The organism is Pseudomonas sp. NPDC089428 (genome assembly GCF_044749325.1).
Classification (GTDB): domain Bacteria; phylum Pseudomonadota; class Gammaproteobacteria; order Pseudomonadales; family Pseudomonadaceae; genus Aquipseudomonas.
The window spans coordinates 1-12,814 of record NZ_JBIVHT010000013.1; the positions used below are offsets into that span (position 1 = coordinate 1).

The 12,814-nt window shown below is 66.9% G+C and carries 10 protein-coding genes; 9 read left to right on the top strand and 1 reads right to left on the bottom strand.

Annotated features, from left to right (window positions below):
* The first annotated feature begins 278 nt into the window (after positions 1 to 278).
* The 6 genes from ACIPZ5_RS20940 to ACIPZ5_RS20965 are packed head-to-tail and all read left to right on the top strand — an operon-like array spanning position 279 to position 8,626.
* On the top strand, positions 279 to 1,070 hold the full coding sequence (locus ACIPZ5_RS20940) for an enoyl-CoA hydratase/isomerase family protein (RefSeq protein WP_400810379.1): 792 nt from the start codon (positions 279 to 281) through the stop codon (positions 1,068 to 1,070).
* Positions 1,071 to 1,106: 36 nt separating this feature from the next.
* Positions 1,107 to 2,267: an acyl-CoA dehydrogenase family protein gene (locus tag ACIPZ5_RS20945; protein WP_400810381.1), complete on the top strand. Its 1,161-nt coding sequence runs from the start codon at positions 1,107 to 1,109 to the stop codon at positions 2,265 to 2,267.
* Positions 2,268 to 2,280: 13 nt separating this feature from the next.
* Entirely contained in the window at positions 2,281 to 4,380 is a 2,100-nt protein-coding gene (locus tag ACIPZ5_RS20950) for an acetate--CoA ligase family protein (protein ID WP_400810383.1), read from the top strand.
* 10 nt (positions 4,381 to 4,390) lie between these two features.
* Positions 4,391 to 5,998 carry a 5-guanidino-2-oxopentanoate decarboxylase gene (locus ACIPZ5_RS20955; RefSeq protein WP_400810384.1) on the top strand — a complete coding sequence of 536 codons (1,608 nt, stop codon included), beginning with the start codon at positions 4,391 to 4,393 and terminating at the stop codon, positions 5,996 to 5,998.
* 29 nt (positions 5,999 to 6,027) lie between these two features.
* Positions 6,028 to 7,218, top strand: a complete 1,191-nt coding sequence (locus tag ACIPZ5_RS20960) for a pyridoxal phosphate-dependent aminotransferase (RefSeq protein ID WP_400810385.1) — start codon at positions 6,028 to 6,030, stop codon at positions 7,216 to 7,218.
* On the top strand, positions 7,211 to 8,626 hold the full coding sequence (locus tag ACIPZ5_RS20965; RefSeq protein WP_400810386.1) for an aldehyde dehydrogenase family protein: 1,416 nt from the start codon (positions 7,211 to 7,213) through the stop codon (positions 8,624 to 8,626). Before ACIPZ5_RS20960 ends, ACIPZ5_RS20965 begins: the two co-directional genes overlap by 8 nt.
* Positions 8,627 to 8,714: 88 nt before the next feature.
* On the opposite strand, the gene ACIPZ5_RS20970 is transcribed toward ACIPZ5_RS20965, so the two are convergent.
* Positions 8,715 to 9,155 carry an Rrf2 family transcriptional regulator gene (locus ACIPZ5_RS20970; RefSeq protein ID WP_313713044.1) on the bottom strand — a complete coding sequence of 147 codons (441 nt, stop codon included), beginning with the start codon at positions 9,153 to 9,155 and terminating at the stop codon, positions 8,715 to 8,717.
* A 187-nt stretch (positions 9,156 to 9,342) separates the two neighbouring features.
* Between ACIPZ5_RS20970 and ACIPZ5_RS20975 the strand changes: the two genes are divergently transcribed.
* The 3 genes from ACIPZ5_RS20975 (at position 9,343) to ACIPZ5_RS20985 (ending at position 12,813) form a co-directional block, all read left to right on the top strand.
* Positions 9,343 to 10,944, top strand: coding sequence for an ABC transporter substrate-binding protein (locus tag ACIPZ5_RS20975; RefSeq protein WP_400810388.1), 1,602 nt, complete (start codon positions 9,343 to 9,345; stop codon positions 10,942 to 10,944).
* Between the two features lie 78 nt (positions 10,945 to 11,022).
* A complete protein-coding gene (locus ACIPZ5_RS20980) occupies positions 11,023 to 11,982 on the top strand; it encodes an ABC transporter permease (protein ID WP_400810390.1) in 960 nt (319 codons plus the stop codon).
* A 3-nt stretch (positions 11,983 to 11,985) separates the two neighbouring features.
* Positions 11,986 to 12,813, top strand: a complete 828-nt coding sequence (locus tag ACIPZ5_RS20985; protein WP_261943893.1) for an ABC transporter permease — start codon at positions 11,986 to 11,988, stop codon at positions 12,811 to 12,813.
* Position 12,814: the final 1 nt, after the last annotated feature.

Consider the following 12,814-nt stretch of genomic DNA (forward strand, 5'->3'; position numbering starts at 1 on the left):
TAGCCCAACGAGCATAACCTCTCTCGTTAGGCCAGACACAACATACAAGGAGCGGATTTATCCGCGATGCGCCGCGCGGGCGGCGCTCGATCTCACAGGCGCTGAAAACCTGTCGCCATGCACCTGTCAGCCCAAACGCAATTCACCTCAGCCCCCTTGATTTCCCACCACTTGTTCGAAGTTGTAACACCGCTTCCTCCCCCAATTGCCTCCTTACTGAACACTCGTTTAGCATGAGCCTCACCTCTCACAGCTATCACAATAATCCGAGGCCCCACATGACCGCTCCGTCGTCCCTAATCACCCAGGTTGAAGCCGGCGTTGCCTGGATCACCCTGAACCGCCCCGAGCAGCGCAACGCGCTGGACATCCCCACCCTGAAAACCCTGCACGCCACCCTCGAGGCCTACAACACCGACCCCGCCGTGCGCGTGGTCGTCCTGACCGGCACTGGCCGCAGCTTCTGCGCCGGCGCCGACCTCGCCGAATGGGCCGAAGCCGAAGCCCGTGGTGCACTGGAAACCTACGGCTGGACCGAAACCGCACACGCCCTGATGCACTGCCTGCACAACCTGGAAAAGCCCACCGTCGCCGCCATCAACGGCACCGCCGTCGGCGCCGGCATGGACCTGTCGCTGTGCTGTGACCTGCGCCTGGCCGCCCAGTCGGCCCGGTTCAAGGCCGGCTATACCAGCATGGCCTACTCGCCGGATGCCGGCGCCAGCTGGCACCTGCCACGGCTGATCGGCAGCGAGCAGGCCAAGCGCCTGCTGTTCCTTGACGAACTGTGGGGCGCCGAACGCGCCCTGGCGGCCGGCCTGGTCGGTGAAGTGGTTGCCGACGACCAGCTGCCGGCCGCCACCGCCGAACTGGCGGCGCGCCTGGCCCAAGGGCCGACGTTCGCCTATGCCCAGACCAAGCGCCTGATGCGCGAAGGCGCTTCGCGCAGCCTGGCCGAGCAGCTCACTGCAGAACTGGCCGCCGGCCTGCTCTGCGGGCGCAGCGAGGACGGCGCCGAGGCCCTGCGCGCGGCCACGGAAAAACGCGCACCCCGCTTCAGCGGCAAATAAGCACTCACTCATTCCCCGGTTACCCAGGAACAGGCCATGAATTTCCAACTGACCCAAGAACAAGAAATGTTGGTGGATGCCGTACGCAGCTTTGTCGCCAAGGAGCTGTTGCCCCATGAAGAAGCCGTGGACCGTGCCGATGAGGTGCCCCCGGAGCTTGCCGCACAGATCCGTGGCAAGGCCATCGCCGCTGGCTTCTATGCCTTCAACATGCCCGAGGAAGTCGGTGGCGGTGGCCTCGACTACCTGTCCCAGGCCTTGATCGAGCGCGAACTGTCGAAGGTTTCCTGGGCGCTGCATGTGTTCGTCGCCCGGCCTTCGAAGATCCTCATGGCCTGCACCGGCCAGCAGGTCGAGGACTACCTGCTGCCGTGCATCCGTGGCGAGAAGACCGACTGCTTCGCCCTGACCGAACCGGGCGCCGGCTCCGACGCCAACTCGATCAAGACCCGCGCCGTGCGTGAAGGCGATGATTTCGTGATCAATGGCAGCAAGCACTTCATCAGCCATGCCGGGCACGCCGATTTCGCCATCGTCTTTGCCGTCACCGACACCTACGAGCATAACGGCCGCAAGCGTAACGCCGTCACCGCCTTCCTGGTCGACCGGGGCACCCCGGGCATGACCATCCGCCGTGGCCCCAAATGCGTGAGCAACCGGGGCTACCACACCTACGAGCTGTTCTTCGACGACTGCAAGGTGCCGGCCGCCAAGGTGCTCGGTGAAGTCGGCAAGGGCTGGGACGTGGCCAACGCCTGGCTGACCGCAGGCCGGGTCATGGTCGCCGCCAACTGCGTCGGCCAGGCCCAGCGCGCGTTGGACGTGTCGCTGCAATGGGCCGCCGACCGCAAGCAGTTCGGCCAGCCGATCGGCACCTACCAGGGCGTGTCGTTCAAGCTCGCCGACATGGCCACGCAGATCCGCGCCGCCGAACTGCTGACCCTGCACACCGCCTGGAAGATGGACCAGGGCAGCATGACCGACGGCGAGGCGGGCATGGCCAAGCTGTTCGCCAGCGAAGTGCTCGGCAAGGTCTCCGACGAGGCGGTGCAGATCTACGGCGGCATGGGCCTGATGGACGAGGGGCCGGTCGAGCGGATCTGGCGCAACGCACGCATCGAGCGGATCTGGGAAGGCACCTCGGAAATCCAGCGGCACATCATCTCGCGCGAACTGCTGCGCCCACTGCTGCGCTGACCGGAGCCTCACCATGTCGCAAGCCATTCGTGACAACCTCAAACGCCTGCTGGCCCCCCGGCACCTGGCATTCGTCGGCGGGCGCAGCATGGCCCGCGCGCTCAAGCGCTGCGCCGACGGCGGCTACCCAGGCCAGATGTGGCTGGTCAACCCGCAACACGACAGCATCGACGGTGTGCCCTGCGTACGCAGCGTGGCCGAGCTGCCCTGCGCGCCGGATGCGGTGTTCATCGCCACCAACCGCGAATTGACCCTGGCCTGTGTCGCCGAACTCGCCGCCAAGGGTGCGGGCGGGGCGATCTGTTATGCCTCGGGCTTTGCCGAAAGCGGCGCCGAGGGCCAGGCACTGCAGCAGCAACTGCTCGAAGCCGCCGGCCACATGGCGCTGCTCGGGCCCAACTGCTACGGCCTGCTCGACTACCTGCACAGTGCAGCCCTGTGGCCGGTGGCCCACGGTGGCAAGGCGGTGGAGCAGGGCGTGGCGGTGCTGACCCAGAGCGGCAACTTCGCCTACAACCTGTCGATGAGCGACCGTTCGCTGCCGGTGGCCTACATGGCCTCGGTCGGCAACCAGGCGCAACTGGGCATCGCCGAGCTGATGGACGTGCTGCTCGATGAGCCACGGGTCACCGCCATCGGCCTGCACCTGGAAGGCCTGAAGAATGTGCCGGGCTTTGCCCGCGCCGCGCACAAGGCGCTGGAGAAGGGCATCCCGATCGTCGCGCTGAAGACCGGCGTGTCGCAGATCGGCGCCGAGCTGGCGCTGAGCCACACCAGTTCGCTGTCTGGCTCCGATGCCCTGTACGACAGCCTGTTCGAGCGCCTGGGGGTGATCCGTGTCAGCGGCCCGGTGAGTTTCGTCGAAACCCTCAAGGCGGCGGCCTGCGGCAACCTGCCCAAGGGCCCCAGCCTGATCGCGCTGGCCTGCTCGGGCGGCGATGCCGGGCTGATCGCCGACTACAGCGAAAGCAACCAGCTGAGCCTGCCGGCACTTGGCGCCAGCCAGGTCGAAGCACTGGCCCAGGTGCTGCCGGCTTATGCCAACCTGGTCAACCCGCTGGACTTCACCACGGCGATCTGGGGCGACGGCCCGGCCAAGGCGCGCATGCTCGACAGCGCCCTGCGCAGCGACGCCGATGCGGCGATGCTGGTGCTCGATTACCCCGCCGAATTCACCGGCGAGCGCAAGGAATGCGACCTGCTGCTGGAGCTGTACTGCGCGGCGCTCAAGCGCCATGGCAAGGCCGGCTTCGTCACCTCGGCCTTCCCCGAGCTGTTGCCGGCCAGCGCCCGTGAACGCCTGCACGCGGCCGGTGTGCCGGCGCTGCAAGGGGTGGAGGATGGCCTGGCGGCCTGGGGCCGGGTGGCCCGTTACGCACAACAGCGCCCGGCGTTGCTGGCAATGGGTGAGTCGGCGCTGGTACCGCTGTGCCCGCAGCCGCTTGCCGGGGACAATCGCCTGCTCAACGAGTGGGAGTCGAAGCAAGCCCTGCGCGGCTTCGGCCTGCCCATTCCGAATGGCGTGCTGAGCAGCCCAGAGAACGCCTTGGCCGATGCCGCCAAGGTGGGCTTCCCGCTGGTGCTCAAGGCCGTCAGCGCGCAGTTGCCGCACAAGACCGAAGCCGGCGCGGTGGCACTGAACCTGGCCGACGAAGCGGCGCTCAGCCATGCGCTTGGGCAGATGCGCGCACGCATTGCCGCTTACGCGCCGGGTGTCGCCTTCGACCAGGTGCTGCTCGAACCCATGGCCGCTGCGCCGCTGGCCGAGCTGATCGTTGGCATCAAGCGCGAGGCGGATTTCGGCCTGGCGCTGGTGATCGGTGCCGGGGGTGTTCTGGTCGAGCTGCTCAAGGACAGCCAGAGCCTGCTGCTGCCAACCACCGATGGCGCCATCCGCAAAGCCGTACTGGGCCTGCGCAGCGCTGCCTTGCTGCAGGGCTTTCGCGGCAAACCGGCGGCCGACCTGGAGGCACTGGTCGCCGCCATCCGCGCGGTGGCCGACTACGCCTGCGAAAACGCCAGCCAGCTGCTGGAGCTGGATGTGAACCCATTGATGGTCGGTGCCAGCGGCACCACAGCGGTCGATGCCTTGATCCGCCTCGGCCAGGTGTAAGGACATGAACATGACGAACCAAACACTCACAGGCGGCCAGGCGCTGGTGCGCCTGCTGGCTAACTACGGCGTCGATACCGTCTTTGGCATCCCCGGCGTGCATACCCTGGAGCTGTACCGCGGCCTGCCCGGCAGCGGCATTCGCCACGTGCTCACCCGGCACGAGCAGGGCGCCGGTTTCATGGCCGACGGCTATGCCCGGGTCAGCGGCAAGCCAGGCGTCTGCTTTGTCATCACCGGCCCCGGTGTGACCAATGCGGCCACCGCCATTGGCCAGGCCTACGCCGACTCGATTCCGTTGCTGGTGATCTCCAGCGTCAACCACACCGCCAGCCTGGGCAAAGGCTGGGGCTGCCTGCACGAGACCCAGGACCAGCGCGCCATGACCGCGCCGATCACCGCCTTCTCGGCCGTGGCGCTGAAGGCCGAGGACCTGCCGGAGCTGATCGCCCGCGCCTATGCCGTGTTCGACAGCGAGCGCCCGCGCCCGGTGCACATCTCGGTGCCGCTGGACGTGCTGGCCGCGCCTGTGGCGCGGGACTGGAGCAATGACGTGGTACGCCGCCCCGGGCGTGGCCCGGCCAGCCTCGACAGCCTGCAACAGGCGGCCGCCAGGCTGGCGGCAGCGAAGCGCCCGATGATCATCGCCGGCGGTGGCGCCCTGCAGGCCGGCGCCGAGCTGCAGCAGTTGAGCACACGCCTGGCTGCGCCCCTGTTCACCAGTGTCGCCGGCAAGGGCCTGGCGCCACTGGACTCGCCGCTCAACGCCGGCTCCAGCCTGTGCGTGGAGACGGGCTGGGCGCTGATCGCCGAGGCCGACGTAGTGCTGGCGGTCGGTACCGAAATGGCTGACACCGACTTCTGGCGCGAGCGCCTGCCACTGACCGGCGAGCTGCTGCGGGTGGATATCGACCCGCGCAAGTTCAACGACTTCTATCCCTGCGCGCTGGCGTTGCACGGTGATGCCCGGCAGACCCTGGCGGGGCTGCTCGAACAGCTGCCGGACGGCGTGCGCGATGCCACCCAGGCCAGCGCCGCCGTGGCCCGCCTGCGCGATGCCGTGCAGGCGAGCCTGGGGCCCTTGCAGGCGCTTCACCAGGCGATCCTGCAGCGGGTCGCGGCCGAGCTGCCGGACAACGCCTTCATCAGCACCGACATGACCCAACTGGCCTACACCGGCAATTACCTGTTCAGCAGCAGGGCGCCGCGCAGCTGGTTGCACCCCACCGGCTACGGCACCCTCGGTTATGGCCTGCCAGCAGGTATCGGCGCCATGTTCGCCACTGCCGAGCGCCCAGGTCTGGTGCTGGTCGGCGACGGCGGTTTCCTCTACACGGCGCAGGAACTGGCGACCGCAGTCGAGGAACTGGACCGCCCGCTGGTGGTGCTGCTGTGGAACAACGACGCGCTGGGGCAGATCCGCGACGACATGCTCGACCTGAACATCGAGCCCATCGGCGTACTGCCGCGCAACCCGGACTTCGCCGGCCTGGCCCGTGCCTTCGGTTGCACGGTCGCACAGCCGCAGAGCCTGGACGAACTGCAACGCGACCTGCGCGGCGGCTTTGCCCGCAACGGCGTGACCCTGATCGAGCTCAAGCACGCCTGCGCGCGCTGAGCCCACCCCGCACAACAGGATAACCAGCCATGCGATTTTCCTCTTTGACCCAACGGATCGCCGGCGACGGCGCCGCCGCCTGGGAGATCCACTACCGCGCCCTGGCCATGCTCGAACAGGGCCGCGACGTGCTGCTGCTTTCAGTCGGCGACCCGGACTTCGACACCCCGGCGCCGATCGTCCAGGCCGCCGTGGCCAGCCTTGAAGCCGGCAATACCCATTACGCCGATGTGCGCGGCAAGCGCAACCTGCGCGAGGCCATTGCCCGGCGCCATCAGCAGCGCAGCGGCCAGGCGGTCAGCGCCGACCAGGTGACAGTGCTGGCGGGGGCGCAGTGCGCGCTGTTCTGCGTGGCGCAATGCGTGCTGGAGCCGGGTGATGAAGTGATCGTCGCCGAGCCGATGTATGTCACCTATGAAGCGGTGTTCGGTGCCTGCGGTGCCACGGTGGTGCCGGTTCCGGTGCGCCCGGAGCATGGCTTTCGTGTGCAGCCCGAAGATGTCGCCGCACGCATTACCCCGCGCACCCGTGCCCTGGCGCTGAACAGCCCGCACAACCCCTCCGGTGCCAGCCTGCCGCGCAGCACCTGGGAGGCCCTGGCCGAACTGTGCATCGGCCATGACCTGTGGCTGATCAGTGACGAGGTGTACAGCGAACTGCTGTTCGAGGGCGAACACATCAGCCCGGCCAGCCTGCCGGGCATGGCCGAGCGCACGGCGACCCTGAACAGCCTGTCCAAGTCCCATGCCATGACCGGCTGGCGAGTCGGCTGGGTAGTTGGCTCGCCGGCGCTGTCCGGGCACCTGGAAAACCTGGCGCTGTGCATGCTGTATGGCTCGCCCGATTTCATCCAGGATGCGGCGGTGGCCGCGCTGGAGCAGCCATTGCCAGAACTTGACGGCATGCGCGAAGCCTACCGCCGGCGCCGTGACCTGGTGTGTGCACGCCTCGCCGACTGCCCAGGCCTGCGGGCACTCAAACCCGATGGCGGTATGTTCGTGATGGTCGATATCCGCGAGACCGGGCTCAGCGCGCAGGCATTCGCCAACCGCCTGCTCGACCTGCACGGGGTGTCGGTGCTGGCCGGTGAGGCGTTCGGCCCGAGCGCGGCCGGGCATATCCGCCTGGGCCTGGTGCTCGATACCCAGGCCCTGGGCGAAGCCTGCCGGCGCATTGCCCTGTGCGCCAGCGAACTGATGGAGGCTCAAGGCAATGCGTGAATATAGCCGTCTTTTCATCGATGGCCGCTGGCAGCAACCGGCGGGGCAGGGCATGGCCGAGGTGATCGACCCGGCCAGCGAGGCGGTGGTCGGCAAGGTGCCGCTGGGTAACGAAGCAGATGTCGAGCGGGCGGTGAGTGCTGCGCGCAATGCCTTCGCCGACTGGTCGCGAACGCCGTCCAGCGTGCGCGCCGGGTTCATTCGCGCCTTGGCGCAGCAGCTCAAGGCGCGGGCCGACGAGATGGCTGCGCTGATTACCCGCGAGCTGGGCATGCCGGTGCAGTGGTGCCGGCCGGTGCAGGTCGACGGGCCCATCGTTGGCCTTGAGCAGTACATCGAACTGGCCGGCCTGATGGATGAGGTGCGCGAAGTCGGCAACTCGCTGGTGTACCGCGAGGCCGTGGGCGTGTGCGCGTTCATCAACCCCTGGAACTACCCGTTGCACCAGTTGATCGGCAAGCTTGCGCCTGCCTTGGCCGCAGGCTGCACGGTGGTGGTCAAGCCGAGCCAGGAGACCCCGCTGCATGCCTTCCTGCTGGCTGAAATGATCGAGGCCATCGGGTTGCCGGCCGGGGTGTTCAACCTGGTCAGCGGGCCGGGGGCGAAGGTCGGTGAGGCGCTGGCACGGCACCCACAGGTAGACATGGTCTCGTTCACCGGATCCACCGGCGCGGGCGTGCGAGTCGCTCAGGCGGCGGCACCGTCGGTGAAGCGGGTGTGCCTGGAGCTGGGCGGCAAGTCGCCACTGCTGATCACCGCCGACGCCCCGCTCGACGCGGCGGTGCGCCATGGCGTGCAGGATGTGATGATCAACTCGGGGCAGACCTGCACGGCACTGACGCGCATGCTGTTGCCGGCCTCGCGTTATGCCCAGGCCCTGGAGATCGCCGTGGACGAGGCCCGTAGCCTGGTCATGGGCGACCCGCAAGACCCGCGTAGCTTCCTTGGGCCGATGTGCTCGGCCGGGCAGCGGCGCACGGTGCAGGAATACATTCGGGTTGGCCAGGAAGAGGGCGCGCGGCTGCTGTGTGGCGGTGCGAGCGCGCCGGGCTTCGAGCGTGGGTTCTATGTGCCACCAACGCTTTTTGCCGACGTCGACAACCGCATGCGCATTGCCCAGGAAGAAATCTTCGGGCCGGTGCTGTGCCTGATTCCCTATGCCGACGAGGCCGAAGGCATTGCCCTGGCCAACGACTCGCCGTTCGGGCTGTCCAGCGCAGTGTGGGCCGGTAGCCGCGACAAGGCGCTGCAACTGGGCCGCCAGCTGCGCGCGGGGCAGTGTTTCGTCAATGGTGGGGCGTTCAACTACCAGGCACCGTTTGGCGGCTACAAGCAGTCGGGCAATGGGCGGGAGTGGGGTGAGGAAGGGCTGAACGAGTTTGTCGAGGTGAAGGCCATTCAGCTCTGAAGGGCGAAGGAGCAACTGTCTTGCTCAATTTCTGAAAGCGGGCGCGATTCACCCTGTGGGAGCCGCGCCAGCTCTCGGAAACTGGCGTTCAGGCCGTGTGGGTGTGTTCCTTCGGCGTATCGAACGCCACGAACAGCTGATCCGCCGTGATCGCCCCCAGGTCCAGGCGCATGTTCTGCTCCAGCATCGCGAACAGCCGGGTGAACACCTCGTACACCTTGCAGTGGTCCTCGAGCCCGGCAAACGGGTTGTCGATCTTCTCGGCGATCAGCGAGCTTTCCTGCACGGCGTCATACACCTCGCGCAGGGTGATTTCCTGCGGCGCGCGGGCCAGTGTCACGCCGCCCTGGGCGCCGCGATACGAGGTCAGGATGTTGGCCTTGACCATCTGCGACACCATCGAGCGCACGCGGGTCGGGTGTACCTTGACCCATTTGGCGATGGTTTCGGTACGCAGCTTCTGCGGGGCATTGGCCGCCACGAACGAAAGGATGTACGAGGCGGTGATGAGTCGGGTCGACTGGCTCATGGGGCAAAGGCTCCCTGCGAAAACGTCAATGTTACACCACTGAAAAAGCCCGGTATCGGGCGCTGGAAATCAGCTTGTCCTGCCGCTAATGTATTTGTTACGGTAACAATTACAAATTGTAAACAGCTTCTACGCAATCCGCTTTGACCGAACAACAAATACTTGCGGTTCAACAGGGGCAAATGCCATGAGCGATAACAACAAGAACAATCCTCACGCCATTCCGGGCGGCGGCCTGCCGCGCCGGGACTTCCTCAAGTACAGCGCGGCCGCTGCGGCCATGGCCGGGGCGTTTTCCCTCGGCCTGCCGCTGCGCGGCCTTGCCGACGAGGCCACGCCAAAGCCGGGCGGCACCTTGCGCCTGGGGCTGGCCGGGGGCAGCACCACCGACTCCAAGGACCCCGGCTCGTGGGTCGACACCTTCACCTTCATCGGCTTCTCGGCGGTGTACAACACACTCACCGAAATTGCCGTGGACGGCACCGCCATCCCCGAGCTGGCCGAGCACTGGGCGTCGAGCCCCGACGCCAAGGTCTGGACCTTCACCCTGCGCCAGGGCGTGACCTTCCACAACGGCAAGACCCTGAGCGCCGACGATGTGGTGGCCTCGATCCAGCATCACCTGGGCGAGAAATCCACCTCCGCAGCCAAGACCGTACTGGGCGATGTGGCCAAGGTGTACGCCAGCGCCCCCGACACCGTGGTGTTCGAGCTGCACTCGGGCAACGCCGACTTCGCCTACGTGGTCGCCGACTACCACCTGGTGATCATGCCCGCCAAGGACGGCCTGGCCGACTGGCAGGCCGGCATCGGCACTGGCGGTTACCGCATCAAGGGCTTCGAGCCGGGCGTGCGCATGGACCTGGAGCGCAGCCCCGACTACTGGAAGCCGGGCAGGGCGCACTTCGCCAGCGCCGAGCTGATCGCCATCGCCGACGGCGCCGCGCGGGTCAACGCCCTGGTGACCGGCAAGGTCGATGTGATCAACAAGGTCGACCTCAAGACCGTGTCCTTGCTCAAGCGCAACCCGAAACTGGTGATCGAGGAAACCAAGGGCGCCCAGCACTACACCTTCCCGATGCTCACCGACAGCCAGCAGTTCCGTGACAACAACGTGCGCATGGCCCTCAAGCACGCGATCAACCGCGAGACCCTGCTGGCCTCGGTGCTGTACGGCTACGGCCAGGTCGGCAACGACCACCCGTTGCAGCCGGCCAACCGCTTCATCAACCCGGCGCTGGAGCAGCGCGTCTATGACCCGGACAAGGCGCGCTTCTACCTGCGCCAGGCCGGCATGGACAGCCTCAAGGTGCGCCTGCAGGCGTCCGATGCCGCCTACAGCGGCGCGGTGGATGCCTCGGTGCTGTTCAAGGAGCAGGCGCGCGTGGCCGGGATCGACATCGACGTGGTGCGCGAGCCTGCCGATGGTTTCTTCACCAATGTGTGGATGAAGCAGCCGTTCACCACCTCGTTCTGGTACTCCAGCCTCACCGCCGACCGCATGTTCAGCATCGGCTACGCCAAGGGCGCGGCATGGAACGAGACCCACTGGGACAACCCGCGCTTCAACCAGCTGCTCAACGCCGCCCGTGGCGAGATGAACGAGCCCCTGCGCCGCGAGATGTACAACGAAATGCAGGCGCTGTGCCGCGATGACGGTGGGGCGATCGTGCCGTTGTTCGCCAGTTCCGTCGCCGCCCGTTCCAGCCGCGTGGCCCATGGCCCGCTCACGGCGCCCTATGGCGAGCTGGATGGCCTGCGGGTGATCGAGCGCTGGTGGCAGGCCTGAGCCGGCCATGTTGCGCATGGCTCAACCCTGCAACCAGCCGAGGCATCCAGTCCAGGCCTCCATTCGAGGAGTTATACGGTGAATAATCTTGGCAAACTGCTAGTGCAGCGGCTGGCCCTGGGCCTGTTGTCGCTGTTTGCGGTCTCGGTGGTGATCTTCCTGGGAGTGAGCATGCTGCCAGGCGACATCGCCCAGGCCATGCTCGGCCAGTCGGCCACCCCGGAAACCGTGGCCGCCTTGCGTGCCCAGCTGGGGCTGGACCTGTCACCCGTGCAGCGTTTCGTCCAGTGGGCGTGGAGCCTGTTGCACGGTGACCTGGGGGTATCGCTGGCCAACCAGCGGCCGATCGCTGAACTGGTGGGCACGCGGCTGGGCAACACCTTCAGCCTGGCCCTGCTGGCGGCGCTGTGCTCGGTGCCGACGGCCTTGCTGCTGGGCATGCTCGCGGCGTTGTATCGCAACAGCTGGTTCGACCGGCTGCTCAATACCGCTGCGCTGAGCGCGGTGTCGTTCCCCGAGTTCTTCGTCGCCTACCTGCTGATCCTGGTGTTCGCGGTGAAGCTCGAATGGCTGCCGGGCATCTCCAGTCTGCCTGCGGATGCTTCGCTGGGCGAGGTGCTGGAAGTCTCGGTGCTGCCGGTGGCGACCCTGAGCCTGGTGGTGATCGCGCAGATGATGCGCATGACCCGTGCCTCGCTGATCAACCTGCTGGCCAGCCCCTATATCGAAATGGCCCGGCTCAAGGGCGTGTCGCCGGCGCGGGTGATCTTCAGGCACGCCTTGCCCAATGCCCTGGCGCCGATCGTCAACGTGGTGGCGCTGAACCTGGCGTACCTGGTGGTGGGCGTGGTGGTGGTAGAGGTGGTGTTCGTCTACCCGGGGCTCGGCCAGTTGCTGGTGGACTCGGTGGCCAAGCGCGACATCCCGGTGGTGCAAGCCTGCAGCCTGATCTTTGCCGGCACCTACATCCTGCTCAATACCGGCGCCGACGTGCTGTCGATCGCCAGCAACCCACGCCTGATGCATCCGAAGGGGTAGACCATGAGCCTGATCACACCTGTGCTGCGTGCGCCCCTGAGCGCCAAGTTCGGCTTGCTGGTGATTGTTGCCTACACCGTGGTGGCGCTGTTTGCGCCACTGCTGGCGCCGTACGGCGAAACCCAGGTGGTGGGCGAGGGCTTCGCGCCGTGGAGCCCGCAGTTCCTGCTGGGCACCGACAACCTTGGCCGCGACACCTTCAGCCGCCTGCTGTTCGGCGCCCGCAACACCTTGGGCATCGCCTTCCTGACCACCAGCCTGGCCTTCCTGCTGGGCGGCCTGTGCGGGCTGGTCGCGGCCATCAAGGGCGGCTGGATCGACCAGGGCCTGTCGCGCCTGGTGGACATACTGATGGCCATCCCGCAACTGATCTTCGCCTTGCTGATCCTCAGTGTGGTCGGCACCACGGCCACTTCGCTGGTGCTGGTGATCGCCCTGCTCGACGCCACGCGGGTGTTCCGCCTGTCGCGGGCAGTGGCAATGAACGTGGTGGTGCAGGACTTCGTCGAGGCCGCGCGGCTGCGCGGGGAGGGGCTGTGGTGGCTGGTCAGCCGGGAAGTGCTGCCCAATGCTGCGGCGCCGCTGATTGCCGAATTCGGCCTGCGCTTCTGTTTTGTCTTCCTGTTCATCAGCGCCTTGTCGTTCCTTGGCCTCGGCATCCAGCCGCCGACCGCCGACTGGGGCAGCATGGTGCGCGACAACGCGGTGCTGATCACCTTCGGTGACATCAGCCCGCTGCTTCCGGCCCTGGCGGTGGCGTTGATCACGGTGAGCGTGAACTTCGTCGTCGACTGGGTGCTGCACCTGTCCAGTGGCCTGAAGGAGTGCTGAA

What these genes read in the sequence shown, in the direction of transcription:
- ACIPZ5_RS20985 (WP_261943893.1), top strand. Translation starts at nt 11,986, where the DNA reads ATGAGCCTGATCACACCTGTGCTGCGTGCGCCCCTGAGCGCCAAGTTC.
- ACIPZ5_RS20950 (WP_400810383.1), top strand. Translation starts at nt 2,281, where the DNA reads ATGTCGCAAGCCATTCGTGACAACCTCAAACGCCTGCTGGCCCCCCGG.
- ACIPZ5_RS20945 (WP_400810381.1), top strand. Translation starts at nt 1,107, where the DNA reads ATGAATTTCCAACTGACCCAAGAACAAGAAATGTTGGTGGATGCCGTA.
- ACIPZ5_RS20970 (WP_313713044.1), bottom strand. Translation starts at nt 9,155, where the DNA reads ATGAGCCAGTCGACCCGACTCATCACCGCCTCGTACATCCTTTCGTTC.
- ACIPZ5_RS20955 (WP_400810384.1), top strand. Translation starts at nt 4,391, where the DNA reads ATGACGAACCAAACACTCACAGGCGGCCAGGCGCTGGTGCGCCTGCTG.
- ACIPZ5_RS20940 (WP_400810379.1), top strand. Translation starts at nt 279, where the DNA reads ATGACCGCTCCGTCGTCCCTAATCACCCAGGTTGAAGCCGGCGTTGCC.
- ACIPZ5_RS20965 (WP_400810386.1), top strand. Translation starts at nt 7,211, where the DNA reads ATGCGTGAATATAGCCGTCTTTTCATCGATGGCCGCTGGCAGCAACCG.
- ACIPZ5_RS20975 (WP_400810388.1), top strand. Translation starts at nt 9,343, where the DNA reads ATGAGCGATAACAACAAGAACAATCCTCACGCCATTCCGGGCGGCGGC.
- ACIPZ5_RS20960 (WP_400810385.1), top strand. Translation starts at nt 6,028, where the DNA reads ATGCGATTTTCCTCTTTGACCCAACGGATCGCCGGCGACGGCGCCGCC.